Origin of the sequence: Dyella marensis, assembly GCF_049532885.1 — a bacterium.
GTDB classification, from domain to species: domain Bacteria; phylum Pseudomonadota; class Gammaproteobacteria; order Xanthomonadales; family Rhodanobacteraceae; genus Dyella_D; species Dyella_D marensis.
Genome location: NZ_CP064029.1, coordinates 4703685 through 4730587, shown reverse-complemented (window position 1 = coordinate 4730587; position 26903 = coordinate 4703685). Strand labels below are relative to the sequence as shown.

General features: G+C 68.6%; 34 protein-coding genes. 28 read left to right on the top strand and 6 right to left on the bottom strand.

Going from position 1 to position 26903, the window contains the following annotated elements:
* The first annotated feature begins 20 nt into the window (after positions 1 to 20).
* Genes ISN75_RS20755 through ISN75_RS20715 form a run of 9 tightly spaced genes read left to right on the top strand, consistent with a single transcriptional unit; the run spans position 21 to position 6807 of the window.
* On the top strand, positions 21 to 365 hold the full coding sequence (locus ISN75_RS20755; protein WP_208399640.1) for a hypothetical protein: 345 nt from the start codon (positions 21 to 23) through the stop codon (positions 363 to 365).
* Between the two features lie 27 nt (positions 366 to 392).
* Positions 393 to 797 (top strand): hypothetical protein, encoded by a 405-nt coding sequence (locus ISN75_RS20750; protein WP_343817990.1) that lies wholly within the window; start codon positions 393 to 395, stop codon positions 795 to 797.
* Between the two features lie 12 nt (positions 798 to 809).
* Positions 810 to 1595, top strand: coding sequence for a type III secretion system inner membrane ring lipoprotein SctJ (gene sctJ, locus ISN75_RS20745; protein ID WP_343817989.1), 786 nt, complete (start codon positions 810 to 812; stop codon positions 1593 to 1595).
* Between the two features lie 7 nt (positions 1596 to 1602).
* The gene (locus tag ISN75_RS20740; RefSeq protein WP_343817988.1) at positions 1603 to 2250 is read left to right on the top strand and encodes a hypothetical protein; all 648 of its coding nucleotides are present in this window, start codon (positions 1603 to 1605) and stop codon (positions 2248 to 2250) included.
* Entirely contained in the window at positions 2247 to 2876 is a 630-nt protein-coding gene (locus ISN75_RS20735; protein WP_167253266.1) for a FliH/SctL family protein, read from the top strand. The genes ISN75_RS20740 and ISN75_RS20735 overlap by 4 nt, the downstream gene beginning before the upstream one ends.
* The gene (locus ISN75_RS20730) at positions 2873 to 4225 is read left to right on the top strand and encodes a FliI/YscN family ATPase (RefSeq protein ID WP_167253268.1); all 1353 of its coding nucleotides are present in this window, start codon (positions 2873 to 2875) and stop codon (positions 4223 to 4225) included. Before ISN75_RS20735 ends, ISN75_RS20730 begins: the two co-directional genes overlap by 4 nt.
* Positions 4222 to 4710, top strand: coding sequence for a hypothetical protein (locus tag ISN75_RS20725; protein ID WP_167253270.1), 489 nt, complete (start codon positions 4222 to 4224; stop codon positions 4708 to 4710). Before ISN75_RS20730 ends, ISN75_RS20725 begins: the two co-directional genes overlap by 4 nt.
* Before the next feature lie 7 nt (positions 4711 to 4717).
* Complete coding sequence (locus ISN75_RS20720; protein WP_343817985.1) at positions 4718 to 5437, top strand: type III secretion HpaP family protein; 720 nt, start codon at positions 4718 to 4720, stop codon at positions 5435 to 5437.
* 11 nt (positions 5438 to 5448) lie between these two features.
* A complete protein-coding gene (locus ISN75_RS20715; protein ID WP_343817983.1) occupies positions 5449 to 6807 on the top strand; it encodes a LysM domain-containing protein in 1359 nt (452 codons plus the stop codon).
* 159 nt (positions 6808 to 6966) lie between these two features.
* Here ISN75_RS20715 and ISN75_RS20710 read toward each other — a convergent pair whose 3' ends face one another.
* Together ISN75_RS20710 and ISN75_RS20705 are read right to left on the bottom strand one after the other, a co-directional pair.
* Positions 6967 to 7722: an ankyrin repeat domain-containing protein gene (locus ISN75_RS20710; RefSeq protein WP_343817982.1), complete on the bottom strand. Its 756-nt coding sequence runs from the start codon at positions 7720 to 7722 to the stop codon at positions 6967 to 6969.
* 82 nt (positions 7723 to 7804) lie between these two features.
* On the bottom strand, positions 7805 to 8785 hold the full coding sequence (locus ISN75_RS20705) for a hypothetical protein (RefSeq protein WP_343817980.1): 981 nt from the start codon (positions 8783 to 8785) through the stop codon (positions 7805 to 7807).
* Between the two features lie 217 nt (positions 8786 to 9002).
* Here ISN75_RS20705 and ISN75_RS20700 point away from each other — a divergent pair, with 217 nt between their 5' ends.
* Entirely contained in the window at positions 9003 to 10772 is a 1770-nt protein-coding gene (locus ISN75_RS20700) for a LysM peptidoglycan-binding domain-containing protein (protein WP_343817978.1), read from the top strand.
* Positions 10773 to 10908: 136 nt separating this feature from the next.
* On the opposite strand, the gene ISN75_RS20695 is transcribed toward ISN75_RS20700, so the two are convergent.
* Genes ISN75_RS20695 through ISN75_RS20685 form a run of 3 tightly spaced genes read right to left on the bottom strand, consistent with a single transcriptional unit; the run spans position 10909 to position 11885 of the window.
* Entirely contained in the window at positions 10909 to 11235 is a 327-nt protein-coding gene (locus tag ISN75_RS20695) for a hypothetical protein (protein ID WP_167253282.1), read from the bottom strand.
* A gap of 28 nt (positions 11236 to 11263) precedes the next feature.
* Positions 11264 to 11458, bottom strand: coding sequence for a hypothetical protein (locus ISN75_RS20690; RefSeq protein ID WP_343817976.1), 195 nt, complete (start codon positions 11456 to 11458; stop codon positions 11264 to 11266).
* Positions 11459 to 11465: 7 nt separating this feature from the next.
* Positions 11466 to 11885 carry a hypothetical protein gene (locus ISN75_RS20685; protein ID WP_343817975.1) on the bottom strand — a complete coding sequence of 140 codons (420 nt, stop codon included), beginning with the start codon at positions 11883 to 11885 and terminating at the stop codon, positions 11466 to 11468.
* Positions 11886 to 12001: 116 nt separating this feature from the next.
* Here ISN75_RS20685 and queD point away from each other — a divergent pair, with 116 nt between their 5' ends.
* The 14 genes from queD to ISN75_RS20615 all read left to right on the top strand — a co-directional run bounded on the left by queD (position 12002) and on the right by ISN75_RS20615 (position 23609).
* The gene (gene queD / locus ISN75_RS20680; protein WP_167253288.1) at positions 12002 to 12364 is read left to right on the top strand and encodes a 6-carboxytetrahydropterin synthase QueD; all 363 of its coding nucleotides are present in this window, start codon (positions 12002 to 12004) and stop codon (positions 12362 to 12364) included.
* A 154-nt stretch (positions 12365 to 12518) separates the two neighbouring features.
* On the top strand, positions 12519 to 12914 hold the full coding sequence (locus ISN75_RS20675) for a phasin family protein (RefSeq protein WP_167253290.1): 396 nt from the start codon (positions 12519 to 12521) through the stop codon (positions 12912 to 12914).
* 262 nt (positions 12915 to 13176) lie between these two features.
* Positions 13177 to 13542, top strand: coding sequence for a hypothetical protein (locus tag ISN75_RS20670; RefSeq protein WP_167253292.1), 366 nt, complete (start codon positions 13177 to 13179; stop codon positions 13540 to 13542).
* A 3-nt stretch (positions 13543 to 13545) separates the two neighbouring features.
* Positions 13546 to 14379: a F0F1 ATP synthase subunit A gene (atpB, locus tag ISN75_RS20665; RefSeq protein ID WP_168648366.1), complete on the top strand. Its 834-nt coding sequence runs from the start codon at positions 13546 to 13548 to the stop codon at positions 14377 to 14379.
* Positions 14380 to 14458: 79 nt separating this feature from the next.
* Complete coding sequence (gene atpE, locus ISN75_RS20660) at positions 14459 to 14746, top strand: F0F1 ATP synthase subunit C (RefSeq protein ID WP_168648365.1); 288 nt, start codon at positions 14459 to 14461, stop codon at positions 14744 to 14746.
* An 89-nt stretch (positions 14747 to 14835) separates the two neighbouring features.
* Positions 14836 to 15306 carry a F0F1 ATP synthase subunit B gene (locus ISN75_RS20655; RefSeq protein WP_167253298.1) on the top strand — a complete coding sequence of 157 codons (471 nt, stop codon included), beginning with the start codon at positions 14836 to 14838 and terminating at the stop codon, positions 15304 to 15306.
* Between the two features lie 3 nt (positions 15307 to 15309).
* Entirely contained in the window at positions 15310 to 15843 is a 534-nt protein-coding gene (locus ISN75_RS20650) for a F0F1 ATP synthase subunit delta (RefSeq protein ID WP_167253300.1), read from the top strand.
* 91 nt (positions 15844 to 15934) lie between these two features.
* Positions 15935 to 17485, top strand: coding sequence for a F0F1 ATP synthase subunit alpha (atpA, locus tag ISN75_RS20645; RefSeq protein WP_167253302.1), 1551 nt, complete (start codon positions 15935 to 15937; stop codon positions 17483 to 17485).
* A 102-nt stretch (positions 17486 to 17587) separates the two neighbouring features.
* The gene (atpG, locus tag ISN75_RS20640; protein WP_167253304.1) at positions 17588 to 18505 is read left to right on the top strand and encodes a F0F1 ATP synthase subunit gamma; all 918 of its coding nucleotides are present in this window, start codon (positions 17588 to 17590) and stop codon (positions 18503 to 18505) included.
* A 126-nt stretch (positions 18506 to 18631) separates the two neighbouring features.
* A complete protein-coding gene (atpD, locus tag ISN75_RS20635) occupies positions 18632 to 20065 on the top strand; it encodes a F0F1 ATP synthase subunit beta (RefSeq protein WP_026635370.1) in 1434 nt (477 codons plus the stop codon).
* A 119-nt stretch (positions 20066 to 20184) separates the two neighbouring features.
* Positions 20185 to 20610, top strand: coding sequence for a F0F1 ATP synthase subunit epsilon (locus ISN75_RS20630; RefSeq protein ID WP_026635371.1), 426 nt, complete (start codon positions 20185 to 20187; stop codon positions 20608 to 20610).
* Between the two features lie 102 nt (positions 20611 to 20712).
* On the top strand, positions 20713 to 21264 hold the full coding sequence (locus ISN75_RS20625; RefSeq protein WP_343817968.1) for a hypothetical protein: 552 nt from the start codon (positions 20713 to 20715) through the stop codon (positions 21262 to 21264).
* Positions 21265 to 21309: 45 nt separating this feature from the next.
* Complete coding sequence (glmU, locus tag ISN75_RS20620; RefSeq protein ID WP_168648363.1) at positions 21310 to 22677, top strand: bifunctional UDP-N-acetylglucosamine diphosphorylase/glucosamine-1-phosphate N-acetyltransferase GlmU; 1368 nt, start codon at positions 21310 to 21312, stop codon at positions 22675 to 22677.
* 158 nt (positions 22678 to 22835) lie between these two features.
* A complete protein-coding gene (locus ISN75_RS20615; protein WP_343817965.1) occupies positions 22836 to 23609 on the top strand; it encodes a DUF4850 domain-containing protein in 774 nt (257 codons plus the stop codon).
* On the opposite strand, the gene ISN75_RS20610 is transcribed toward ISN75_RS20615, so the two are convergent.
* Positions 23610 to 24632, bottom strand: a complete 1023-nt coding sequence (locus tag ISN75_RS20610; protein ID WP_343817963.1) for a pteridine-dependent deoxygenase — start codon at positions 24630 to 24632, stop codon at positions 23610 to 23612.
* Between the two features lie 93 nt (positions 24633 to 24725).
* On the opposite strand from ISN75_RS20610, the gene ISN75_RS20605 reads away from it, so the two are divergent.
* The 4 genes from ISN75_RS20605 (at position 24726) to ISN75_RS20590 (ending at position 26902) form a co-directional block, all read left to right on the top strand.
* Positions 24726 to 24998: a phosphopantetheine-binding protein gene (locus tag ISN75_RS20605; RefSeq protein WP_167253312.1), complete on the top strand. Its 273-nt coding sequence runs from the start codon at positions 24726 to 24728 to the stop codon at positions 24996 to 24998.
* 68 nt (positions 24999 to 25066) lie between these two features.
* Positions 25067 to 25366, top strand: a complete 300-nt coding sequence (locus ISN75_RS20600; RefSeq protein WP_214572836.1) for a hydroxymyristoyl-ACP dehydratase — start codon at positions 25067 to 25069, stop codon at positions 25364 to 25366.
* Positions 25363 to 26316 (top strand): acyltransferase, encoded by a 954-nt coding sequence (locus ISN75_RS20595; RefSeq protein WP_167253316.1) that lies wholly within the window; start codon positions 25363 to 25365, stop codon positions 26314 to 26316. The genes ISN75_RS20600 and ISN75_RS20595 overlap by 4 nt, the downstream gene beginning before the upstream one ends.
* Positions 26240 to 26902 (top strand): outer membrane lipoprotein carrier protein LolA, encoded by a 663-nt coding sequence (locus ISN75_RS20590; protein ID WP_243867899.1) that lies wholly within the window; start codon positions 26240 to 26242, stop codon positions 26900 to 26902. The genes ISN75_RS20595 and ISN75_RS20590 overlap by 77 nt, the downstream gene beginning before the upstream one ends.
* Position 26903 lies beyond the last annotated feature (1 nt).

The window sequence follows — 26903 nt, the reverse complement described above, 5'->3', positions numbered from 1 at the left end:
TCACCACCAGGAGACGAACCATGAGCAGCAACAACAGCATCAACGGCAACGGCGGCAATACGCAGTTCCCGACCATCAACACCAGCATCGCCGGCGGCAGCGCGGCGGCCGGCCGCTCGGCCAGCGACGAGCAGTCCAAGAGCTGGTTCGAAGCCATGGCCAAGGCCTGGGGCAACGCGCTGGACCATCAGGCATCCAAGGTCACCGAGCTGTCCGCGCAGGTGAGCGAGAACGGTTCGGACCAGCCGTCGGTGATGACCCAGCTCACCGCCGAGAGCCTGAAGATGCAGTTCCTTTCCACCAACGCGGCCACCTCGAACAACGCGGTCGGCCAGGCGCTGGAAACCCTCGGACGCAAGCAGTAATCCGGCCGCGTGCCAGGAGGCATGAGCATGAACGTGGATCCTACCCAGCTGGTCAACGTCGGCCAGTTCGCGCCGGCCGAACCGAAGGCCGCCTTGCCGGCGCACGCTGACGATGTGGCCAAGTTCCGCCAGAGCTTCGCCGACGCCGCGCCGGCCAACGCGGTGCAGTCCGAGCAGGTGACGCCGGTGCCGCACGAGATGTCGCCGGAGTTCAAGGCGGTGCTCGGCCAGTTCGACTCGCTCAACGGCCGCGCCAACGAACTGGGCCGCCTGTCCGAGGCGATGAAGGCGAACGGGCGCGATCTCTCGCCCAGCCAGGTCATCGACATGACCCTGAAATGCCACGAGCTGGTGTTCCAGGCGGAGCTGACCAGCAACGTCGCCAACCGCAGTTCGGAAGGCGTGCAGCAATTGTTCCGCCAGCAGTCCTGAGGTCTCAAGGCGATGATCAAGCGTTTCGCGACCTTCGCCCTGCGGCTGGCGGCCCTGGCCTGCGTGCTCGGGCTGCTCGCCGGCTGCAGCCGCGACGTGCTGTACGCCAAGCTGGACGAACAGCAGGCCAACGACGTGGTGGCCGCGCTGATCAACGCCGGCATCGACGCGCAGAAGGAACCCGGCGAGCGCGGCGAGGGCTGGCGGGTGTCGCTCGACCGCCGCGACATGCCGGCCGCGGTGGCGGTGCTGCGCGACGCCGGCCTGCCGCACCAGGGCATCGCCAATATCGCGCAGATCTACAAGAAGGACGGCTTCGTCTCCTCGCCGCTGGAGGACAAGCAGCGCTTCATCTACGCGCGCGAACAGCAGCTGGGCAATACGCTGCGGCAGTTCGACGGCGTGGTCGACGCGTACGTCTACCTGTCGATTCCCGACAAGAGCCCGATCGACGACAAGCCGCCGAGCGGCTCCGCCTCGGTGGTGATCATCGCCCGCCCCAATGCCGGCATCGAAAGCCGTGCGCCGGACATCAAGGCGGCGGTGATGACCGGCACCGAAGGGCTGACCGATCCCAGCCGCGTCACCGTGCAGTTCTTCCAGCGCACGCCCAGCGAAGTGCCGGTGCAGCCGGCGCGGTCGGGCGTGATGCGCGGCGACGTCGCGTCGATTTTGCTGATCGGCCTGGCCGCGCTGGCGGTGCTGCTGGCCGGCCTGCTGCTGTGGCGCAACCGCGGCGCGCTGATGGGCCAGCCGTCGCGCGGCGTGATGCGGCGCGAGGCGCCGGGTGAGCGCTGAGCGCGCCATGCGTCGCCAGCACGCGCGGGCCGCGCTCGACGGCCTGCATCCGGCGCGCTGCGCGGCGCTGCCTGTGCCGCTGCTGGAACGTGCGCGGATATCCGCGCTCGGCCGGCGCCAGCTCGCACGTGCGGCACTGCGCACGCAGCCGCGCGTGTTCGCGCCCGACCAGGAGCGCTGGGCGATGTGGGTGGAAGAAGAACCCTGGCTGCACTGGCCGCAGGCGGAGCTCGATGCGTTCACCCGCGTACTCGGCGCGATCGCGCTCGGTCCGGCGGTGCGCGTCACGGTGGAGCGCAGCGAAGTGCTGTTCCTGCGCGAAGCGCTGGGACTCGAACATTGGCGCCGCGCGCAGGGTGCCGACCCCTGGCGCGGCCCCGCGCCCGAAGCCGTGCGCAACATGGGCCGCGCACTGATCCAGCGTTGCGAGCGCGATGCCGGCGCCCTGCGCGAGGCCGCCTACGAGCGCGGCAAGATCGAATTCCTGGGCCATGCCGGCCGCCACGATCCGCGGCTGGCCGAGCGCCTGGCGCTGGCCTATGCCACCGCGCCGGCGCTGCCCTGCGCGAAGGAAGCCTGGCTGCCGGCGTCCACCGTGCCGGCCCTGCTAGCTCCCGTGCCGGTGGAACCTGTCGCGGAGGAGCCCGCCCTATGAACGCCCAGGCCATGTTCGTCGACCGCGAGCGCTTCCAGCTGTATCTGGATGGCGGCGTGATTCCGGCCGCCGCTTGGGCGCCGCTGCAGGAAGCCCAGCGCATCCTGGACGAGGCCAACGCGATCCTGCGGCAGGCGCAGCAGGAAGTGGAGCAGATCCGCGGCCAGGCCAAGTTCGAAGGCCTGGTCGAAGGCCGCGAGCGCGGCCTGCGCGATTGCGCGCGCGCGCTGGAGGCGCTGGTGGTGGCGCGCGCCGCCGCCACGGTGGAATTGCGCCGGCGCGCCAGCGAGATCGCCATCGCGGTGGTGCGGCATATCGCGCCGGCGATCGGCGCCGAGCGCCTGGTCGCCTCGCTGGTGGCCGAGGCCATGCAGAAGCTGGTGTTCGAGCCGCACCTGCTGGTGCGCGTGCATCCGGACGTGGCCGAGCAGGCCCGGGCCGAAGTGGCCGCGCTGGGCGCGGCGGCGGCGCCTGACACCGAAATCATCGGCGACCCGGAACTGGACCGCTTCGACTGCATCATCGAATCCGCCGGCGGCATGGTGCGCGCCGGCTTCAACGAACAGCTGGAACAGGCGCGCGTGATCCTGGCCGCCGCCGAGCACAGCGGGGCCGGCGTGCCATGAGCCTGCCGCAGCCCGACGCGCCGCTGCCGGAGACCTTCGCCGCACCCAGCGACGACCCGCTGCTGCGCGCGCTGAGCCGGCGCGACACGCTGCAGCGCGTGGGCCGCGTGGCCGAGGCCTACGGCACCCTGGTGCGCGCCACCGGCGTGCGCGCGGCGATCGGCGAGCTGTGCCTGCTGGAGCAGCCGGACAACGATTTCTGCCTGCCGGCCGAAGTGGTCGGCGTGTCGCAGCACCAGACCCTGCTCACCCCGCTGGGTCCGCTGGAAGGCATCTCCACCGCCACCACCGTGACCGCCACCGGCAAGCAGGCCACCGCGCCGGCCGGCATGAGCCTGCTCGGCCGCGTGATCGACGCGCACGGCGATCCGCTGGATGGCCTGGGCGCGCTGGAGCATGTGGAACGCGTGCCTTTGTATGCGGCGTCGCCCAATCCGCTCAGCCGCCAGGTGATCGATCAGGCCATGCCCACCGGCGTGCGCGCGATCGACGCCGCGCTCACCATCGGCCGCGGCCAGCGCACCGGCATCTTCGCCGTGGCCGGCGGCGGCAAGAGCACCTTGCTCGGCATGCTGGCGCGCAACGCGCAGGCCGACGTCAACGTGATCGTGCTGGTCGGCGAACGCGGCCGCGAAGTGGGCGAGTTCCTGCACGACAGCCTGGGCGAGGAAGGCCTCAAGCGCAGCGTGGTGGTGGTCGCCACTTCCGACCGGCCAGCGCTGGAGCGCAGCCGCGTGGCCTGGCTGGGCACGGCCATCGCCGAATACTTCCGCGACCGCGGCATGAACGTGCTGCTGATGATGGACTCGATCACCCGCTTCGCCCGCGCGCTGCGCGACGTCGGCCTGGCGATGGGCGAGCCGCCGTCGCGGCGCGGCTTCACGCCGTCGGTGTTCTCCGCGCTGCCGCGCCTGTTCGAGCGCGCCGGCACCAACGACAAGGGCGCCATCACCGCGTTCTATACGGTGCTGATGGAAGACGAGGACGGCAGCGATCCGATCGCCGAGGAAGTGCGTTCGATCCTGGACGGCCATATCTATCTTTCGCGCCGGTTGGCGCAGGCCGGGCACTACCCGGCGATCGACGTGCTGGCCAGCGCCAGCCGCCTGATGCCGCGCGTGACCGGCAACGCGCACCAGCGCGCCGCCTCGCTGCTGCGCCGCTACCTCGCGAAATACCGCGACATCGAAATGCTGTTGCAGCTGGGCGAGTACAAACCCGGCGGCGACGCCGACGCCGACACGGCGATCGCGCGCATCGACGCCATCAACCAACTGTTGCGCCAGGGCACGCACGAGGCGGCCGACTTCGCCGGCACGCGCTCGCGCCTGACGGGAGTGTGCACATGAGCGCCGGTCCTTTCCCGCTGGAACCGCTGCGCACGGTGCGCGGCATCCGCCTGCATGCGCTGGAGTCGGAACTGAAGCAGTGCCGCGAACGCCACCGCCTGGCCGACGAGGAACGCCATGCGGCCGACGAGCGCCTGCAGCAGGCCACGTTCGCGCGCCAGGATTTCGCCGACCGCGCCTGGACCGGCATGTTCGCCAACGGCGCGCCCACCGCGCTGGCGATCGACCGCTACGAGCGGCACCTGGCCCTGCTCGATCACCAGATCCTGCTGCGCCGCGCGGAGCTGGACGAGCGCGAGATCGCCTGCGCGCAGACCCAGGACGCGCTGGACCGCGCCGCCGCCGCGTGGCGGCAGGCGCGCGGCAAGCTCGACGCCGTGGACGAAATGAAACAAGGCTGGCTGCGCGAGATGCGCGGCCGCATCGAATGGAGCGAGGAACAGAACCTGGAAGAACTGTTCCTGCGCCGCGCACCGACGAACTGAGGTCCCTATGCGCAACGATGCCACCACCGCCACCCACACCACGCCGCCCGCGCCGCATACGCACGGGCATACGCAGCGCGCCAAGGACGAACCCGCGCGCGGACGCGAGGACATCCAGCGCTTCCGCAAGCTGATGGACGGCAAGGGCCAGGACGTGCAGGACAGCGGCGAGGCCGCCACCGGCCCGCGCGGCCCAGGTGCCAGCGAACAGGAAAAGGCATTGCGCGAACTGCTGCAGCGCCAGCTCGACGCTTCCGCCGGCAAGGCCACCGCACTGCCGCCGCGCGACGGCGAGCGCGACAGCGGCAGCGATACGTCTTCCGGCGGCGGCCAGCCGGACGGCCAGGCCCAGGCCAGCGCCGGCGCGCAGGCCTGGCAGCAGGCGCAGCAGATCGTGCTGCACGGCGCGGAACAGCCGGCACCCGCCGCGCAGGCGGCGCTGGCGCCCGCGCTGGCCGAGCTGATCGAGCGCCACGTCAAGCGGCTGCTGGTGCCCGATGCGCGCAGCTCCGCGCAGTCGCGCGAAATCATGATCACCTTGAAGGACGGCGTGCTGCCCGGCACCGAGCTGTGGCTGAGCCGCACCGACAAGGGCTGGAAGCTGCGCGCCGACACGCATTCGCCGGATGCCTACCGGCAGCTGCTGGACGGCGCGCCGCAGTTGATCGAGCGGTTCGCCAGCAGCCGGCTGGGCGAGTTGGAGATCGCTCCGTCCCTGCTGAGCTGAGGAGAGGGGCGATGCGCATCCACCTTCCGAACGATCCGGTGCTGCGGCTGTTGGGCGGCGACCGCGGCGGCCACGATGCGCAGGGCAACGGCCATGTGCAGCTGAGCTTCCCGATGTCGCCGGGCGACACGGTAAGCACCATCGCCGACAAGCTCGGCCTGCCGCTGGACAGCCTGCTGCAGGTCAATCCCGGCATGAGCGCGAACACGCCGCTGTCGTCAGGGCTGACCGTGCAATTGCCGGTGTCGAGCCTGGGCGATCTGAATGGCAACTGGGGCAATCGCGGCAACGGCAATGTCGACAATCCATCCGGCCACGAACTGCCCCTGCTGCCGGAGCTGGCCGATGCCTTGCGCGGCAGCGCGCGCATCGACGGCATCCAGCTGGGCGTGACCTTGTCGACCAGCGGCGGCCTGCAGGCGATTCCCCTGATTTCCGCCGGCGCCATGAACAGCGCCGACCTGGCCGCGCAGGCCTCGCGCAACCAGCTCGCCGGCTGGCCCGGCGGCACCGCGCCCGGCAGTGCGCCGGTGAACTACGTGCAGGGCGCGGACCGCCATGGCGCCACCGCGACGGGCGTACCCGCCACCGCGCTGGGCGCCGCGCGCGCCGACGGCGTCGTGCTGAGCTTCGCCCAGGCTGCCGGCGCGATGGCGCAGGCGGCGCTGAACAACCAGCACGGCAACGACTCCGTGCCGCCGCCTCCGCCGATGCCCTGGCTGGACGGCACCCGGCCGGCGCTGGTGAGCACGCCGATGGCCTGGCAGGCGGTGCCGCAGGGCATGCCGCCGGCCGGCTGGAGCGTGGCCGCGGCGGCGGTGGACGGCAACGAAGCGAAGCTGCAGATCATGGCCTTGCTGATGGCCCAGCTCGGCCAGGCCGCCGCCGGCAGCGCCGGCGCGGCGAACGTGCAGGCGCCCGGTTTTATCGACCCGCAGGCCGTGGCCGCGCAGGCCGCGGCGATGCGCGCCGGCCGCAATATCGACCTGGGCGCCGGCCGCAGCCTGCAGTTCACCCTGGTGCAGGACCGCATGCGGCGCGTCGGCGCGGTGGGCGAAGAGGAACGCGCGGCCGCTGGCCGCCGTCCGGGCGAGGCAGAGGTGAAATCCGCGCGCGAACGGCGCGCCGCCGACGCCGAGGAAACGCAGGAAAACCGCGACCGCCGCGAGCAGGACCGCCGCCGCCGCGCCGCCGAAGCCGCGCTGCGCCGCCGCCGCAAGCTCAGCGCCCGCTGCCGTCCGCGCCGCGGGCCGCGCATGCCGTTGCGCGAGGCGGGGCGCGGGCGTTATCCGAAGGCGGTGGATTGGGCGGAGTTCCGTGGGCGGCTGCCGCCGCGCTATCTGTGGGGCAGTGCGCCGGACTTGGAATAGTGCGCCAACTCCTCAACTGGCGTCATCCCGGCGCAGGCCGGGATCCAGCGGCGATAAGCCATGTGCAGGCGAGGAGTTCAAGGGCTCAGCTTTTGAGCCTTTCGCGACAATCGAGCGGCGACGCTACTGGATCCCGGCCTGCGCCGGGATGACGAGCGTTTATTGCACGCCTTGCTCCACCGCAACATTGTGCAGCCGCAGCCACTGATGCACCTGCTCGTGCTGCGCCCGTGCCGTGGCGTTCAAGCCACCCGCAGGAAGAATGTTGAAGTACGTCTGGAACGTCGCCCCCTGCTGATTGCGCCGCGTCGCATCCGCCCCGGCCTCCAGCAGGCGCAGCACGCAATGCGTGCGATGCACCTTGGCCGCGACGTGCAGCGGCGTATTGCCCAGGCGGTCGGCGCGGTTGGGATCGGCGTGATGGGCGAGCAGCAGGTCGAAGGCATCTTCGCCGGGGTTCATCAGCGCGGCGTCCAGCGGCGGCGCCTGCGTCACGCCGTGCGGCGCGTTCGGGTCGGCGCCATGGTCGAGCAGCAGGCGCAGATAGCTGGAGTCGTTCGCCATCGCCGCCAGGTGCAGCACCGTGGCGCCGCCCACGCCGGGGCGCGCCGGATCGGCGCCGGCGCGCAGCAGGGTTTCCATGGCGCGGCGGTCCTTGTGCAGTAGCGCCCATTCCAGCGGCGTCACGCCGCGGTCGCCCTGCGCGTTGAGGTCGGCGCCTTGCTCGCGCAAGGCGCGCACGCGTGCTTCGTCGCCTTGCGCGGCGGCATCGACCAGCGCCACCACGCGCGTATCCGTGAACACCTTGCTTGCATCCGTGTCGCTCATGGCCTGGGTTTCCGCGGCGGCGCCGGCGAGCGCAAGGCCTGCCAGCAGACACCAGGCAGCACGCCTGGGGCGAAGGATGTGCATCATGCCGGGTTCTCCCATGTCGGCCCAGCGCCGAAAGCCGCCCGAGTACAGCAGAGGCGGCGTCACGGTTTCATGGTGGGGCGGCTCAGGGCTGCCAGGGATGGTCTTTCTGCAGCGCGGCGAGCACGGCGTCATCCAGATGCAGGTCGACGGAATGCTTGGCCACGTCGACGGCGTACTTCGCTTCCAGCACTTCCGCCTTGCCGTCGAGCCAGTCGTACCAGTGGAGGTCCGGCTTGGCGACCGGATCGGGATCGTGCAGCGCGATCTTGTGGCCGACCGCATCGGGCAGGGGCGAGTGTTCCTGCACGGTGGTGAGGATCTCGCCGTCCACCGCGTAGCGCCGGATCAAGCCGTTTTCGGCCTGCTGCTTCAGCGCCGCGGGATCGCCGTCGGGAATCAGCCGGCGGATCGTCTCGTCGTTGAGGCCCGCGGCATTGAAGGTGACGCCGGCCGAATCCGTCGCCAGCGAGGCGATCGAAGCGAGGCCGCCGCCCAGCGAATGGCCGGTGATGGCCAGGCTGTCGCCGAACGCCGCCTTGGCTTCGGTGGCCAGGGCCACGGCCTGGTGGTACTGCGCGGCCGGGACACCTAAGCCTTGCTCGGCATTGTTGAGCCAGTCCTTGATGTCGTTGGAGCCGGCGAAGGCCAGCACGTGGTCGCCGTTCTTGTCCTGGTAGATGGCGGCGCGGAAGCCGGTGCTCGGGTCTTCCAGCGAGGCGGGGTCGATGCCGGCCTGGGCGAGTTGGTCCGCGGTGAGGCGCGTCCAGCCATCGACGCCCTGGCTGTGCGGATCGTAGACGTCCTGTGCGATGCGCATGAGCTGCAGATCGATCGCCTTCGGGTCGGTGCCGCGCACTTGCGCGTCGAAGTCCGGCGCGCCGGCGCCGGAAGCGCCGGACATCGAGCCGGTGAGCTTCGCCAGTTGCGGATTGAACGCCAGCTGCGGCTGCGAGACGTGCGCGTCGGGATGCGCGGCGCCGCTGGCTGCGGCTTGCGCCGAAGCGCCGTAGCGATCTACCGGCAGCGCCGAGCCGCTGCGTTGGGACTGCAGTTCCAGGTACATCGCTCCACCTCCCATGGTGACGCCCGGACGATAGCCCCGCGGCTCGAGCGCCGATCAGTAGGGCGCTCCCTAGCTGGGGTTTTCCCTAGATGGTCTGGACGTCCATCTAGGGTTGCACCTAGCTGGGGAAAGTCCCAATGGGAGAGCTCGTTGTCACGATGCTGCAATTCGGCGGCCGGCCAGGTGGGCCGCATGCATCCGAGCAGAGAGGCCTTCCATGACCGCAGTCAGCGCCGTGCGTTCCTCGCCAGCCTTTGCCGCGAGCGACGAGTCGTCGAATACGTATTCCGTGCAGCATGGCGATTCGCTGTCGGCGATCGCGCAACGCTTCGGCGTGTCGCTGGCGGCGCTGGAGGCGGCCAATCCGCAGATCGCCAACCCCGATCGCATCTATCCCGGCGACGTGATCCATCTCCCCGCCCATGCGAACGATGGCGGCTTCGCGCCTGCCGCGCCCACCGGTGGCGCGCAAGCGGCGGCGGGCAAGGCGGGGCCGGCCTCGGGTTTCAGCATCAGCCAGAACGGCGTGCAGATGATCGAGGGCTTCGAGGGCTACAGCGCCACGGCGTATCCCGACCCCGGCACCGGCGGCGCGCCGTGGACCATCGGCTACGGCCACACCAAGGGCGTGCAGCCGGGGCAGACCATCACCCGCGCGCAGGCCGAGCAATACCTCAAGGAAGACCTGGCCTGGGCGCAGGATGCGGTGCGGCGCAATGTGCATGTGCCGATCACGCAGAACCAGTTCGATGCCTTGGTAAGCCTTACCTACAACCTCGGCGCGAACGGTTATCCGGGGCTGCTGGCCAAGCTCAATGCCGGCGACTACAAGGGCGCGCAGGCAATGTTCGGCGAGTACGTGCATGCCGGCGGCCATGTCCTGCAGGGACTGGTGAACCGGCGCGCGAAGGAGGCCGCGTTGTTCGGCAGCGATGCGCCGAATGGCGGTAATCCGCCGGCACCGCCGTCGCCTCCTGCGCCGCCGGGCGGTTCGCACGATTACACGGTGCAGTCGGGCGATACGCTGTCGGCCATCGCCGCGCGCCAGGGTGTGTCGCTGAAAGCGCTGGAAGCGGCCAATCCGCAGATCCGCGATGTCAACCATATCTATCCCGGGCAGGTCATCCATCTGCCGGGTGGCGGCGGCAGTGCGGCATCGGGTGGCAGCTATACGGTGAAGCCGGGCGACACCCTGTCGGGTATTGCCGCGCGCCATGGCGTGTCGCTTTCCGCGCTGCTCGCGGCGAATCCGCAGATCGCCAATCCGAACCGCATCTATCCGGGCCAGGTGATCCATCTGCCCGGCGGCGGCAGCGCGAGCAGCGCGCCGGCGAGCCACGAGTACACGGTGCGTTCGGGCGACAGCATGTCGAGCATCGCCTCGCGCAACGGCGTATCGCTGGCGGCGCTGGAGCGTGCGAATCCGCAGATCGCCAATCCCAATCGCATCTATCCGGGGCAGGTGGTGCATATCCCCGGTGCGGGCGGCACGCAAGGCACCGGCGGTACGCAGGGCACCGGTGGCGTGCATGGCGGCAGCGGTGCGAGCGGCAGCAAGGTGGTGGACATCGCCAGGCAGTTTCTCGGGCGCAATGCGTCGGAGCTGGAACGCAGCGGCGCCTTGCCGATGAATCCCGGCGTGTCGCCGGACGAGTGCTGCGCGAATTTCGTCTCCGCGGTGCTGCAGAAAGCGGGCGTGCTCGACCGGCACACCGACCTGGTGTCGGGTTCCAGCCGCACCGGTCCGGGCGCGCCGGGTTCGATCGGGCGGATCTTGAAGGACCGAGGCTGGAAAGTGGTCGATGCGGCCCATGCGAAGCCGGGCGACGTGTGCATCCTCAACAACGGCGGCCACGTCGAGCTGGTGGCCAGCAACAGCGGCGGCAACATCCAGCTGATCGGTTCGAACAACACCAATCGCAACGGCACGCAGCAGGTGGGCTACGGCCACCCCTACGGCGGCGCGTGGTACCTCACGCCCCCTTGAGCCTGCGGCCAGGCGGGGGAGGGCGAAGGGCGGCCTGCGGGTCGTCCTTCGTCTTTTGCAGTGCCCGATAGCCCGCACGAAAAAGAAGAGGCCCCGTGCCGGGGGCCTCTTCCAAGCGATGCCGTTCGCGAACCACTTACTGCTGCTTCATGCATACCGCCCACACCACGGCGAGGAACGAAAGCGTGCTTTGCGTGGGCGTGCCGGTGTAGCGGATTGTCCAGCCCTGCTGGGTGCCGCCGATGGGCGCGTTGTAGAGCACGTTGGCGGTGTCGGCGATGAACTTGTAGCCGCCGCCGCTGACGACTTCATCGGCCTGGCACGAGATCGTCAGGTCGCCGGCGGTAGCGCTGCTGCTGGCCGAGCGCGTGGTGGTCACGAGTGCGGCGTCGGCCACCGAGCCGTAGCCGAGCAGGATCAAACCGATACAGGCAGCTTTGGTAAGAAATGTCACACGACGCATAAACCCTCCTGGTTAGTGTGTGTGTTGCTCAGGCTTCGAAAGGCGTCTTGCGCCAGCCCTGCGTGTCGCTTGGCGTGGCGGTCTTTCCTGGCGCCATGTCGAGCCGTTGCGGCTTATATCGGGGATGTTGTGAATCTTCCGCGCAGACCTTGGCCTGGCTGTCGGTGAGCTTGCGGCGATCGACGGCGTGCCCGGTGCAAGGCCGGAACGACGGTGCTTTCAAGCCTTGCTCAGTCGACGAACAGCGTTGTCGGCGCGCCATAGGTCTGCGCCCAGGCGGTCCAGACCGGATCGGTCGGGCCGATCGCTTCGGCCTTGATGGTCCAGTGGCCGGCCTTGCGTTCCAGCAGCGCGGCATAGGCGCGCGACATCGCGCCATGGCTGGCCGCTTCGGCGAACTCGGTGCCCGTGAAATCCACCGGCGTGCCGCCCGCGCCTTGCATATGCGCGTGCAGGAAAGCCCAGTCGCCCGCGACGCGAAGCCGATCGACCGCGAACTGCACCGGTCGATGCAGGCGCCGTTCCAGCGGCGCGCGGGCCGCGCCGAGGATGGCTTTGCGTTCGGGGCTGCCGGCGTCGGGCGTGCCGATGGAAGAGGCGGTGGCGGTCATGGCAGTCAGGCTCAGCAGCAAGGTGGCGAGAAGGCGCATGGGAAGGGCTCGGGCCTTGGCCGGCCGAGTATCGCGCCGGCGCGGCGGGCGCCGGACCTGGGGCGTTCCCCAGTGCGCGCAAGGCGCCATGGCGGGGTGGGCGCTAGAATGTCGCAATGCATATCTTCAAGCTCTTCCATCTCGAAGCCGCCCACCGCCTGCCCCATGTGCCGCCGGGGCATAAGTGCGCGCGCCTGCACGGCCATTCCTTCCGCGTGGAAATCCATGTGGAGGGCCAGCCGGATCCCCAGCTGGGCTGGGTGATGGACTTCGCCGACGTCAAGGCGGCCTTCGCGCCGCTGTACGAACAGCTGGACCACCACTACCTCAACGACATCGAGGGCCTGGAAAACCCCACCAGCGAGAACCTCGCGCGCTGGATCTTCCGCCGCCTCGAGCCGCGCCTGCCGGGGCTGGACAAGGTGGTGGTGCACGAGACCTGCACCTCGGGGGCCAGCTGCAGCCGCGCCAGTTTTTGACGCGACGCGGCATTTCATGGATTTGTCATAGTTGATTGTTCTTAAAATAATTTAATGTGACAAAGCGCGTCTTCACAAAAAATATATTGCGCTGCACAAAAATCCTTGTTAGGCTTTGTCCCACTACCCCCATTCCCTTCGAGGGAGCAAAGCCATGACCCAGCAACTGAATGCCCAGGTGTTCGCCTACGCCAAGCAGCTGACCGACAACGCCTTCAAGGCCCAGTCGGTGGCTTTCAAGGCTCTGGAGAAGATTGCCGAGCTGCAGTTCCAGGCGCTCGAGAAGCAGTCCCAGGTGACCTCCGACTACATCGCCGATGCGCTCGAAACCCGCGACATCGAAGGCCTGCGCACCCTGTGGGAAAAGGGCAGCGCGCTGAGCCGCGAGAACGCCGAGCGCGCCGTCGCCGTGACCCAGGAAATCATCGCCGTCACGCAGAAGACCGCCGAGTCGCTGTCCGCCCTGGTGCAGGAACAGCAGCAGGCCGCCAACGACGCCGTGTCGGCCCCGGTCGCCGCGGTGAAGAAGGCCGCCGCCGCCGCGAAGTAATCCGCTTCAAAACGTCGCTCCCTCCCTCGGCGACGTCCCCCAAGGCCGGACTGGTTCTCCAGTCCGGCCTTTTTCTTGCCCGCGGCATGGACGCTTCGCACACGCGCCGGTCGGCAAAGTAGGCGATCGGGCACGAAAGTGCGGCATAACGCAGGAACGCGGCTTGTCCGTCTAAATGCCCCGCTGATATACTTTTTAAGATTGGACCGTGGCCCGCAGCTGGATCGGTGCCGCCTAGTGCGAAGCCGCGCGGGGACCTCACGTGCTCAACAGTCTTGCCTCCGGACGTCGTCTCGCGCTGCGCATCGTGATGCTGCAGCTCGCCACGGCGGCGATCGTGGGCCTCGCTTTCCTGACGCAGGGGTACCGCGATGCGATCGCGGCCGCTGCGGGCGCCGCACTGGTGGCGCTGGGTACCGCGCTGCTGGCGTCGCGTACCTTCGCAGGACTGGGCGGGGGCGGCATGACCATGGGCCGGATGGTTTCAGGCATGGTTCTGAAATGGATCGCGATCGCTGGAGGGCTGATCGTGATCCTGGGTCAATACAGACTGCCGCCACTGGCCGCTATCACGGGGCTGGTGGCTGCGTACGCAATAAATCTGCTGGCGTTCCGATTCAAGGGCTGAGACATGGCAAGCGAGCCTCAGGGCGGTTTAACCGAATACATCCAGCATCACCTGCACCACAACGTGGTGAGCCTGGGTGACGGTGCTTTCATGAAGCTCCATCTCGACTCGATCGTGGTGGCCTTCCTGCTCGGCGCGCTGTTCTGCCTGTGGTTCTGGCTGAAGGCGCGCAAGGCCACCTCGGGCGTGCCGTCCAAGGGCCAGGCCTTCGTCGAGCTGATCGTCGAATTCGTCGACACCCAGGTGAAGGACACCTTCCACGGCGACCGCCGCACGGTGACCCCGCTGGCGCTGTCGATCTTCATGTGGGTGACCTTCCTCAACGCGATGGACCTGCTGCCGCTGGACGCGCCGGGCTTCGCCGTGACCACCGCCGCCGGCGCCGAGGCCGCGCACCACACCTTCTTCCGCTGGGTGCCGACCGCCGACATCAACACCACCGTGGGCCTGGCCCTGGCGGTGTTCTTCATCGTGCTGGGCCACGGCATGAAGGCGAAGGGCACGCTGGGCTTCGGCAAGGAACTGGTCACCGCGCCGTTCCACGCGCACAACCCGGTGGTGGTCGCGATCCTGGTGCCGTTCAACCTGGCGCTCAACATCATCGAATACCTGTCTAAGCCGGTGTCGCTCGCGATGCGACTCTTCGGCAACATGTACGGCGGCGAGCTGGTGTTCATGCTGATCGCGGGCCTGTTCGCGGGCTGGATCAGCTTCCTGCCGGGCGTGCTGTTCAACACTGCCTGGGGGATCTTCCACATCCTGATCATCCTGCTGCAGGCGTTCATTTTCATGATGCTGACGATCGTCTACATCGCGACGGCGCGTGAGCATCACTGACACCAGGTTCCATCCGGTTTCGCTTTTCAATTCCGTTTCGCTCTAACCACACCTTTAGAAAGATTCACAGGAGAACACCATGAACCTCGCCGAACTCATTTCCCATGTGCAGGGCCTGACCGCGATCGCCGTCGGCATCATCATCGGCCTGGGCGCGCTGGGCGCTTGCCTTGGCATCGCCATCATGGGTTCGAAGTTCCTCGAGTCCGCCGCCCGCCAGCCGGAGCTGGTGCCGCTGCTGCAGGGCCGCATGTTCCTGCTGGCCGGCCTGATCGACGCGGCGTTCATCATCGGCCTGGCCGTGGCGCTGCTGTTCGCGTTCTCGAACCCGCTGACCGCCCAGGTCATCAGCAACTTCGGCCACTAATCGCTTAGTAGCCGGCGCGATATGCCGCTGCGGCCCTGTGGCCGCAGCGGATTGCGGTCCCACGCGTTACCGGAGTTTTCGGAAAGCTCATGAATATCAATCTGACTTTCCTGGGCCAGATGGTGTCGTTCGCCATCCTGGTCTGGTTCACCACCAAGTTCATCTGGCCGCAGCTCAATGCCGCGATCGAAGAGCGTCAGAAGAAGGTCGCCGAAGGCCTGGCCGCCGCCGAGAAGGCGCGCGCCGAGCTGAAGGACGCCGACGCCAAGGTCGCCACGGAGATCAAGCAGGCCCGCCAGCAGGCCGCCGAGATCATCGAGCGCGCCCAGCAGCAGGCCAACCAGATCGTCGACAAGGCCCGCGAGGACGCTGTCGCCGAGACGGCGCGCCTGAAGGCCCAGGCCGGCGAAGAGATCGCCAGCATGCAGCAGCGCGCCCGCGAGGAACTGCGCGGCTGGGTCGGCCGTCTTGCCGTGCAGGGCGCGGAGAAGATCGTGCAGCGCGAAGTCGACGCCTCGGCCCACAAGGCCCTGCTCGACCAGCTCGTCGCCGAGATCTGAGCCATGGCCCAGGCAATCACTCTCGCCCGCCCGTATGCCCGCGCCGCTTTCGAGCTGGCGCGCGCGTCCGGCGCGCTGCCCGCATGGTCGCAGGCGCTGGCCTTCGCCGCCGCGGTGGCGAAGGACGCCCGCGTGGCCGCGCTCGGCAACGACCCGCGCGTGCTGCCCGAGCAGCTCGTCGCGCTGCACCTGCCGCAGGGCATGGACGCGCAGGCGCCGTTCGCCGGCTTCCTGGCCGAACTGGCCGAGCATCGCCGCATGGCGCTGCTGCCGGAAGTGGCCGACCTGTTCGAGCAGTACAAGCGCGAGGCCGAGTCGCAGCTGCTGGTCAAGGTGACCAGCGCGATGGCGCTGGACGCCGCGCAGGCCGAGCAGCTGAAAGCCTCGCTCAAGCGCCGCTTCAAGCGCGACATCGAACTGGAAACCCAGGTCGACGCCTCGCTGCTCGGCGGCGTGGTGATCGATACCGGCAGCGAAGTGATCGACGGCTCCGTACGCGGCCGCCTGGCGCGCCTTTCCGGCGCGCTGACGGCCTGAGTACGCGCAGAGCCAGCCCGGCCGGCCCGCGCCTGCGCGGAACGGACCGGATCTCGACTAGCGAATTCAAAAAAATCCCAGGATAACCACCATGTCCAGCACCACCTTGAACCCGTCCGAGATCAGCGAGCTGATCAAGACCCGCATCGAGCAGTTCAAGCTCGGCGCGGAAGCCCGCAACGAGGGCACGATCATCAGCGTGTCCGACGGCATCGTGCGCATCCACGGCCTGGCCGACGTGATGCAGGGCGAAATGATCGAGCTGCCGGGCAATGCCTTCGCCCTGGCGCTGAACCTGGAGCGCGACTCGGTCGGCGCGGTGGTGCTGGGCGAATACCAGCACCTGCGCGAAGGCGACACCGCCAAGACCACCGGCCGCATCCTCGAAGTGCCGGTCGGCCCGGAGCTGCTCGGCCGCGTGGTCGACTCGCTGGGCGCGCCGATCGACGGCAAGGGCCCGCTCAACGCCAAGCTCAGCTCGCCGATCGAGAAGGTCGCGCCGGGCGTGATCTGGCGCAAGTCGGTCGACCAGCCGGTGCAGACCGGCTACAAGTCGGTGGACTCCATGATCCCGATCGGCCGCGGCCAGCGCGAGCTGATCATCGGCGACCGCCAGACCGGCAAGACCGCGCTGGCCATCGACGCGATCATCAACCAGAAAGATTCCGGCATTAAGTGCATCTACGTCGCCATCGGCCAGAAGCGCTCGTCGATCGCCAACGTGGTGCGCAAGCTCGAAGAGAACGGCGCGCTGGCCAACACCATCGTGGTGGTGGCGTCGGCCTCCGAGTCGGCCGCGCTGCAGTACATCGCGCCGTACGCCGGCTGCGCCATGGGCGAGTACTTCCGCGACCGCGGCGAAGACGCGCTGATCATCTATGACGATCTGTCCAAGCAGGCCGTGGCCTACCGCCAGATCTCGCTGCTGCTGAAGCGCCCGCCGGGCCGCGAAGCCTATCCGGGCGACGTGTTCTATCTCCACTCCCGTCTGCTCGAGCGCGCCGCGCGCGTGTCGGAGGAGTACGTCGAGAAGTTCACCAACGGTGAAGTGAAGGGCAAGACCGGCTCGCTGACCGCGCTGCCGATCATCGAGACCCAGGCCGGCGACGTGTCCGCCTTCGTGCCGACCAACGTGATCTCGATCACCGACGGCCAGATCTTCCTCGAGACCGACCTGTTCAACGCCGGCATCCGCCCGGCCGTGAACGCCGGTATCTCGGTGTCGCGCGTGGGCGGTTCGGCGCAGACCAAGATCGTCAAGAAGCTGTCCGGCGGCGTGAAGCTGGCCCTGGCGCAGTTCCGCGAGCTGGCTGCGTTCGCGCAGTTCGCCTCGGACCTGGACCCGGCCACCCGCGCCCAGCTGGACCGCGGCCAGCGCGTCACCGAGCTGATGAAGCAGAAGCAGTACGCGCCGCTGTCGATCGCCGAGCTTGCGCTCTCGGTGTACGCCGCCGAGAAGGGCTACCTGGACGACCTGGCGGTCGACAAGGTGCTGCCGTTCGAGAAGGGCCTGCATGCGTTCTTCCACCAGAACCACGCCGAGCTGATGAAGAAGATCGTCGCCACCGGCGACTGGAACAACGACATCGAAGCCACCTTCAAGTCCGGCCTGGACGAGTACAAGAAGACCGGTAGCTGGTGAAGTACCGGGAATAGGGAATAGGGAATCGAAGAGCGCGAGCTCGCATCCCTGTTCCCGATTCACCATTCCCGATTCCCCCGAGCAAGCGCAGCGAGCGAGAACATGGCAGGCGGACGCGAAATCAAATCCAAGATCAAGAGCACGCAGAACATGCGCAAGGTGACGCGCGCGCTCGAAATGGTCTCGGCATCGAAGATCCGCAAGGCGCAGGATCTGATGAAGGCCTCGCGCCCCTATGCGCGCCAGATGCGCAAGGTGATCGCGCACGTCGCCCAGGCCAGCACCGACTTCAGCCATCCGTTCCTGGTGCAGCGCGAGAAGGTCGCGCGCGTCGGCTACGTGGTGGTGTCGACCGACCGCGGCCTGTGCGGCGGCCTGAACTCCAACCTGTTCCGCCGCCTGCTGCCGGCCATCCGCGAGTGGCAGGACAAGGGCGTCGAGGTCGACGTGGTGGCGGTGGGCCAGAAGGCCACGCAGTTCTTCCGCCGCATCAAGGGCGTGAATCTGGTCGGCAGCGTCACCCACCTGGGCGAGAAGCCCAAGCTCGAGCAGCTGGTGGGCGTGATCAAGGTGGTGCTGGACGCTTATACGGCCGGCAAGCTGGACCGCGTGTTCCTGGCCTACAACGACTTCGTCAACACCATGACGCAGAAGCCGACCCTGGACGCGCTGCTGCCGCTGCCCCTGGTGGCGGCGGAGCTGGAAGCGCACCAGTCGGCCGGCGAGTCGGCCTATGCCGGCATCAAGCTCGAACAGTCGCACGACTGGGACTACATCTACGAGCCGGACGCCGCCACGGTGCTGGAGTACGTGCTGGGCCGCTACATCGAGTCGGTGGTCTACCAGGGCGTGCTGGAGAACCTGGCCAGCGAGCATGCCGCGCGCATGGTCGCCATGAAGGCGGCCTCGGACAACGCGAGCAAGGTCATCGGCGAGCTGACGCTGGTCTACAACAAGGCCCGTCAGGCCGCGATTACCCAGGAAATCTCCGAGATCGTGGGCGGCGCCGCGGCTGTATGAGTGCGATCATCCATGATCGCTAAGATCAAACGGGCGGCCATCCATGGCCGCACTCTTCACTAAAACCACGCGACCAGAACGGGCGCGGTTAAACCAGACATTCAAAGATCCATCCGGAGCATTTCCATGAGCCAGGGTAAAGTTGTACAGATCATCGGCGCGGTCATCGACGTCGAGTTCGCACGCGATCAGGTGCCGCAGGTTTACGACGCGCTTAAGATCGACGGCACCGACATCACGCTGGAAGTCCAGCAGGTGCTCGGCGACGGCGTGGTGCGCACCATCGCCCTGGGTTCGCCGGACGGCCTCAAGCGCGGCCTGGCCGTGCGCAACACCGGCGAAGGCATCAAGGTGCCGGTCGGCAAGGCCACCCTGGGCCGCATCATGGACGTGCTCGGCAACCCGATCGACGAAGTCGGCCCGATCGAAGCCGAAGACCAGTGGGTCATCCACCGCGAAGCGCCGTCGTACGACGACCAGGCGCTGGCCAACGAGCTGCTGGAAACCGGCATCAAGGTGATCGACCTGGTGTGCCCGTTCGCCAAGGGCGGCAAGGTCGGCCTGTTCGGCGGCGCCGGCGTGGGCAAGACGGTGAACATGCTGGAGCTGATCAACAACATCGCGACCCAGCACTCGGGCCTGTCGGTGTTCGCCGGCGTGGGCGAGCGTACCCGCGAAGGCAACGACTTCTATCACGAGATGCAGGACGCGGGCGTCGTCAAGATCGACAACCTGCCCGAGTCCAAGGTGGCGATGGTGTACGGCCAGATGAACGAGCCGCCGGGCAACCGCCTGCGCGTGGCGCTGACCGGCCTGACCATGGCCGAGTACTTCCGCGACCAGAAGGACGAGCACGGCAAGGGCCGCGACGTGCTGTTCTTCGTCGACAACATCTACCGCTACACGCTGGCCGGTACCGAAGTGTCCGCGCTGCTGGGCCGCATGCCGTCCGCGGTGGGCTACCAGCCGACGCTGGCCGAGGAAATGGGCGTGCTGCAGGAGCGCATCACCTCGACCAAGACCGGTTCGATCACCTCGATCCAGGCCGTGTACGTGCCCGCGGACGACCTGACCGACCCGTCGCCGGCCACCACCTTCGCGCACCTCGATTCCACCGTGACGCTGAGCCGCCAGATCGCCTCGCTGGGCATCTACCCGGCGGTGGATCCGCTGGACTCGACCAGCCGCCAGCTCGACCCGAACGTGGTCGGCGCCGAGCACTACGACGTGGCCCGCCGCGTGCAGGGCACGCTGCAGCGCTACAAGGAACTGAAGGACATCATCGCGATCCTCGGCATGGACGAGCTGTCCGAGGAAGACAAGCAGCTGGTGTACCGCGCCCGCAAGTGCGAGCGCTTCTTCTCGCAGCCGTTCCACGTGGCCGAAGTGTTCACCGGCGCCCCGGGCAAGTACGTGACGCTGAAGGAAACCATCCGCGGCTTCAAGATGATCGTCGACGGCGAAGTCGACCACATCCCGGAGCAGGCGTTCTACATGGTCGGCGGCATCGACGAGGCCATCAAGAAGGCCGAGGACATGGCCGCGAAGAAGGCGGCTTGATGGTGAGGGAATAGAGAATAGGGAATAGGGAACAGTAAGAGCCTCGCAACTGAGCGCGCTTCTCCCGATTCCCTATTCCCGACTCCCTATTCCCTAGCGAGCGAAGCGAGCAAAAACCAATGAGCCATACCCTTCGAGTCGACATCGTCAGCGCCGAGGCCGAGATCTTCCACGGCGAGGCGACGATGGTGATCGCCACCGGCGAAATGGGCGAGCTGGGCATCGCGCCCCGCCACGCGCCGCTGATCACCCGCCTCAAGCCCGGCCACGTCGACGTGGTGCTGGCCAACGGCGAGCGCCAGCAGTTCTGGGTCTCCGGCGGCATTCTCGAAGTGCAGCCGCAGGTGGTGACCGTGCTGGCCGATACGGCCGCGCGCGCCGCCGACCTGGACGAAGCGGCCGCGCAGCGCGCCAAGCAGGAAGCCGAGGACGCCCTGGCCAACCGCACCGACGCCGAGGACATCGCCGAGGCGCAGGCCAAGCTGGCCCAGGCGCTGACCCAGCTGCAGGCGCTGGAGCGCCTGCGCAAGAACCTCAAGCACTGATCTCCCGCGCCGGCCACGGCGGAAAGAGATATGCGGAACGCCGGCCTTGTGCCGGCGTTTTCGTTTGGGCATGTTGCGCCGGTGCATCCGAGGGAGCCGCGCGTGGCAAAGCGTTTCCGCATCGTGTCATCGGGTCTGGCGGCATGCCTTGCCGCCTGCGGCCAGGTGCCGCCACAAACATCGGCCACGCGGCCGCAGGGCGATGCCACCTGGCATGCCGTGGTGCCCGCAGGCACCGCGCGCTACGAGCTGGCGCTGGGCGAAGTCTCCAGCGGCGCCGCGCCCGAGCATCGCGTCACGCCCGTGTATCCGGCCTCGCTGCTGGCAAGCTGCCCGCCGCCCGAAGAAGTACGCGCGCTGTTCATCGTCAGCGCCACGGGCAAGGTCGACGACGTGCGCATCGACGACGAAGCCAGCGCGGGCGCCGACCGCCGCCTCTATATCGCCGCGGTGAAGGCGGCCGCCAGCCAATGGTTCTTCCTGCCCTTGAAAGTCGAACGCTGGGCCGCCGACGCCAACGGCGAAAGCCACCTCGTCGACAGCCAGGCGCGTCCGTTCAGCCTCGCCTACGATTTTCACTTCGAATGCCACGGAGGTGCGGCGCGCGTCACGGCCGGCGACGCTGCGTCAGCCCCCGGTCATGGAGCGAAATGAGCGGCTGCTATCCTGCTTCGCTGACCCAGGCTCCAAGGGACCGACATGAAGAACATGCCCCTGCACGTCATTGTCCTCGCCGCCGGCGAAGGCAAGCGCATGAAGTCCAAGAAGGCCAAGGTGCTGATGCCGCTCGCCGGCCGCCCGCTGCTGGCGCACGTGCTGGCCGCTGCGCGCGCGCTGTCGGCGCAGCAGATCCACGTGGTCTACGGCCACGGCGGCGACCAGGTGCTCGCCGCCTTCGAAGGCCAGCCTGACCTGCGCTGGGTGCTGCAGGCCGAGCGCCTGGGCACCGGCCACGCCGTGGCCCAGGCCCTGCGCGACGTGCCGGACGATGCCGCGGTGCTGGTGCTGTACGGCGACGTGCCGCTGACCCGGCCGTCCACCCTGCAGCGCCTGATCGATACCGACGAAGCGCTCACCGTGCTCGCCACCCGCGTGGCCGACCCGAAGGGCTACGGCCGCGTGCTGCTGGACGGCAACGGCTTCGTGCGCGCCATCGTGGAAGAAAAAGACGCCAGCGACGAGCAGCGCGCGATCGACCGCATCAACACCGGCATCGTCGCCGCGCACGCCGCCGCACTGAAGCGCTGGACCGCGAAGCTCGACCGCAACAACGCGCAGGGCGAGTACTACCTCACCGATATCTTCGCGATGGCCGCGGCGGAAAACCGCCCGGCCTTCTGCGTGGAATGCGACGACGAGATGGAAGCGGCCGGCGCCAACAATCCCTGGCAGCTGACCGAACTCGAAGCGGTCTACCGCCAGCGCGCGGCCAAGGCGCTGGCGCTGGAAGGCGTGCGCATCGCCGATCCGGCGCGCATCGATATCCGCGGCCGCGTCACGGTGGAGCGCGACGTGGACATCGACATCGACGTGATCCTGGAAGGCGACGTGCAGCTGGGCGAGGACGTGCGCATCGGCGCGTTCTGCCGCCTGAAGGACGTGCAGCTCGCCGCCGGCACCGTGGTGCAGCCGCACTGCGACCTGGAAGGCGTGGTCACCCACGGCCCCTGCACCATCGGCCCGTTCGCGCGCCTGCGCCCCGGCACCGAGCTGGCCGCCGGCGTGCACGTGGGCAATTTCGTCGAGACCAAGAAGGCGAAGCTGGGCGAGGGCAGCAAGGCCAATCACCTGAGCTATCTGGGCGACGCGGTGATCGGCGCGAAGGTCAATATCGGCGCCGGCACCATCACCTGCAACTACGACGGCGTGAACAAGAGCGTCACCCGCATCGACGATGGCGCGTTTATCGGCTCCAACAGCGCGCTGGTGGCGCCGGTGCGGGTGGGCGAGAACGCGACGATCGGCGCGGGCTCGGTGATCACGCACGATGCGCCGGCCGGGCAATTGACCGTGGCGCGTGGACGCCAGGCCACCTTGCATGGGTGGAAGCGTCCCGAGAAAAAATGAGCTTTGTCCTCACTGGATGCCGGCCTGCGCCGGCATGACGGTTTTTGATCGTCATTCCGGCGCAGGCCGGAATCCAGTAGCGAAGCGCCACATGGAGTGAGCGGCCCCAGAGCGTTGCTCTTTCCGCCAAAATGATCCAAAGACAAGGAGTGTCTTGCATGAACTTCCCCCTGCGCCTCTGTGCTGTGCTGCTTTCATCGCTGGCCGTCGTCGCCACTGCCGGCGATGCGCCGCACCGCGCACTGACCGGCCCGCCCTCGCACTACCTCTCCGTCTCCGGCAAGGACTATCGCCTGGCACCGGCGCATCCTCGCGACGCCGCCGGCCATGCCATCGACGGCGTCCATGCCACGCGCATCGAAGTCCAGGATGGCGAGGGCGACTGGGAAACGGTGCAGGACAACGAACTGCCCGCACTCGCCATCGCGGCTCCGCCGGAACTGCGCGACAAGCTCGACTGGTTCTACGCCAACGCCACCGGCTGGCTCGCCGTGCCGCGCGGCTGGAAACCGCAGCGCACGGCGGTAGGCGTCGACGGCAATACCGTCTTCAGCTTCGTCGCGCCGGAAGGCGCCGAAGCGGGATGGATGAGCTGGGAACTGTTTCCCGCCTGCCTGGGCTGCATCTACGAAGCGGCGCAGGGCGTGTTCCCCGGCGCGCACAAGCAGCTCGATACGCTGATGGAAACCTCGACGCCGGAACCGGTGCTCGAACCGAAGCCGGACCAACTGCAGCGGCTGGACCGCTGCACCGCGCGCCTCGCCTACCGCGTGCCGAAATCGCCGCCGGTGCGCGCGCTGATGGTGCTGGACCAGACCGGCGATCCGTTCTTCCGCGAACTGGCGATCGCCGCACCGGCTTCCTCGGCAGCGGTGGCGGATTTCCTGCTCGCCTCGTTCAAGGACGCGCACGGTGGCTGCGGCAAGCCCTGATCAGGCGTAGCGCCAGCCGTCGATCTCCACCAGCAGTTCGCGGCGGCAGACGTCGCCGTGCAGCAGCAGCACCGGTACGCCGGGCAGGCGCGCGGCGAGGAAGCCGAGCACGCGCGGCGCATCCGCCGCATGGCGCACATAGGCCTTCAGCGGCGAATGCGTGTCGAAGCCGGCCGGCATGCCGGCGTGCGCCAGCAGCGTTTCCAGGTTGGCCAGCGTTTCGGCCAGCTGCGCATCGAGGTCGTCCTCGTGCGCGGAACTGTGGCCGACCACCGCGGCGGTGCCGGAAATCGCCAGCACGTCCTGGCCCGGCAGCGACATGGCGCGGGCGAAGCTCGGCGGCGTGCGGCCGTACTGGCGCGGATAGCGCCAGGCGCTGACCTGGCGCGGATTCTCCACGCGCTGGCCGGGCTGGTCGCAGGCCAGCAGATAGACCTGCAGCTGCTGCTCGCCAGCGCGATGGCCAGCTCCATGATGGCCCGCTCCATGATGGCCAATCGCCGTGGCGGCGGGAAAGCCTTCGCGGAAGAACTCGCCCATGCCGGCCGCGCGGCCTTCGCAGAACAGCTTGTAGCGCTCGGCGTCGCCGTCGCCCTGGTTGATCGCGCCGAGGTAATTCCAGATGCGCTGCACGTGCTGTTCCGGCCGGCGCGCGAGGAATTCGCGCAGCAGGCGGTAGGCCAGTTCGGCGGTAGCGCGCGGGCCGCCATGCGCGTGTTCGTCCAGGTCCACCGCGGCGAACAGCCAGCCCGCGCCGGCGGACCAGCGCAGCGCGCCTTCGCGGCCGTGTTCGACTTCGCCGTCGACCTGCCAGACCTCCAGCGGCGTCGGCGCCTCCATGCCTTCGAGCGGCACGGGCAGATAGCGCGGATCGTCGTGCAGCGGCGCGCCGGCGCCGAAGCCCAGCGCGGCCAGCGTGCCGGTTTCGGCCAGCACCGCGGCCAGGGCCTCGTGGCGGTAGGAGATGCGGGGGGCGCGCCTTTCCAGGGCGGCCGGCTGGATGCTTTCTGAACCGGGAACCATGCACCGTAACCAGGGACGACAAGGCCGCCATGTTACACTGCCGCCCCATGCCAGCCGGGGGGGAGGGCATGTCCAGAGCAGTACGGAACGAGCATGGCAGAGCAGACCGCGGCACAACGTGAACTGGCGATCCTGATCGTCGAGAGCCTCAACCTGGAAGACCTGCAGCCCGGGCAGATCGACCCCGACACCCCGTTGTTCGGCGGCGAGCTGGGCCTGGATTCCATCGATGCGCTGGAGATCGCGCTGGCGGTGTCCAAGCAGTACGGCTTCCAGCTGCGTTCGGACAATCCGGACAACCGCGCCATCTTCGCCAGCCTGCGCTCGCTCGCCGAGCACATCGAAAAGCACCGCGCGGCCGCCTGAGCCATGCCGGCGATGCCCGCACGCCCGGCATCGTTCCCACGTTTGCGCACGCGCATGCCGGTGGCTGCATGAGCCCGACCTATCGCACCTGCGTGCGCATCGATCCCACGCATCCGTCGCTGCCGGGCCATTTCCCCGGCCAGCCGCTGGTGCCCGGCGTGGTGCTGCTGCAAGCCGTGGCGGACGCGTTGCGCGCCTGGCGCGGGCAGCGCCTGGCGCGCATCGCCGAAGCGAAATTCATGGCGCCGCTGCTGCCCGGCGAAGAGGCCGAGCTGCTGCTGAGCGAAAGCGGCGCGCGCGTGCGCTTCGAACTGCGCCGCGGCGAGCTGCTGCTGGCGCGCGGCGCGATCGAAGGCGAGGCGGCATGACCGAGCATTGGCAAAGCCGGCCCGAAGGCGGCGGGCGCTTCGCGCTGTGGCTGATCCGCAGCATCGCCCTGCATGGCGGGCGCGGTTTCGCGCGGCTGTTCCTGTATCCGATCACGCTGTACTTCTACTGGCGCCGCAAGCTGGAGCGCGAGGCCTCGCAGGCTTTCCTGGCGCGCGTGCTGCCGCATCGCGTCACCGCCTGGCATGTGCTGAAACACATCCACTGCTTCGCCTCGACCATGCTGGACCGCGTCTTCCTGCTGGCGCGCGGCGAGCGCGGCTTCGCCATCGAAGTGGAAGGCCTGGAGGCGCTGAGCCGCTACATGGACGAAGGCCAGGGCGTGCTGCTGTTCGGCTCGCACCAGGGCAGCTTCGAGGCGCTGCGCGCGATCAGCGCGCGCCGTCCCGAGGTGAACCTGCGCGTGCTGCTGGACAAGCAGAAGACGCCCGCGCTCACCGAACTGCTGGAAGCGCTGGCGCCGGAGATCGGCGACAAGGTCATCGACGCGTCGCAGGACGGCACCTCGGTCGCCATGCAGATGGCCGAAGCCTGCGGCCAGGGCGCGCTGGTGGCGATGCTGGCCGACCGCGGCCGCGAACACGAAGTGCTGCGCCGCGCCGAGCTGCTGGGCAGCCCCGCGCCGTTCCCGATCAGCCCCTGGCTGCTGGCGCATACGCTGCGCGTGCCGGTGGTGCTGTGCTTCGGCCTGTACCTGGGCGGCAACCGCTATCGCCTGGTCTTCGAAGCCTTCGCCGACCGCGTGGAGATCCCGCGCCCGGGCCGTGCGCAGGCGCTGGACGCGGTCATCGCCCGTTATGCGCAGCGCGTCGAGCATTACATCCACGCCGCCCCCTACAACTGGTTCAACTTCTATGATTTCTGGCAGCAAGACACTGGCGCTCCTGTTCGGCCTGAGCCTGTCGTGCTGGGCGAACGCCCAGGAGCCTGAGGCGCGCGCGGCCGGGTCGAGTTCGGCCGATGCACAGGCGCTGATCGCTTCGCTGGCCCGTCCCGCGCCGTCGCGCACGCCGTTCGCCGAAGCCCGCTTCATGAAGGTGCTGGAACAGCCGCTGGTGGTCTCCGGCGAACTGGCCTGGCTGGGCGGCGATCGCCTGGAGCGCCGCGTGGAGAAGCCGGCCAGGGAAACCGCCACCATTGCCGACGGCGAGGTGACGCAGCAGCGCGAAGGCCGCAAGCCGCGCAGCTTCTCGCTGCGCCGCGCGCCGCAGCTGCAGGTGCTGCTGGACAGTTTCGTGGCCCTGCTCGGCGGCGATGCCGGCCGGCTCAACCAGGCCTTCGACGTGCGCCAGGAAAGCCATGCCGGCGGCTGGACCCTGACCCTGGTGCCGCGCGATGCGCGCGTGGCGAAAGCCATCGCCAGCATCCAGATCGACGGCCGCGGCGGCGAGCCGCGCTGCATGCGCATGCAGGAAGCCGACGGCGACCTGGCCGTGGACCTGCTCGGCGACCTGGCCGCGCGCATGCCGGCGGCGCCGACGCGCGACGCCCTCGCGGCGCTGTGCAAGGGCGGCTGAA